The organism is Arthrobacter sp. Y3221159 (genome assembly GCF_059089885.1).
The window spans coordinates 1-216 of record NZ_JBNHFC010000076.1; the positions used below are offsets into that span (position 1 = coordinate 1).

General features: G+C 64.8%; 1 protein-coding gene. It reads left to right on the forward strand.

From position 1 onward, the window contains the following. Positions 1–31: 31 nt before the first annotated feature. Positions 32–216 (forward strand): hypothetical protein (locus tag AC5RT3_RS20735; RefSeq protein ID WP_494125123.1); only part of this gene is annotated, 185 nt, incomplete at its 3' end.

A 216-nucleotide genomic window follows, 5' to 3' on the forward strand; every position in this document is an offset into this window, starting at 1 on the left:
CAACCCGTCGCCCGTCCATGTTAGATCGGCAGTGGCGACGGGGAATCCGGACCGATGGGCCGCAGTGGCAGGTCTGGTGTTCACCGCCCTGGTTCTTACCGGCTTCTTCACGCCGGAGCTGCCAGGTACCAACAGCCCGGCGGAGGACATCGAGGCCCAGCTTGCAGGGGACCGCACCGCCCACCAGATTTCGCTGTTGCTGGGATTTCTCGCCAA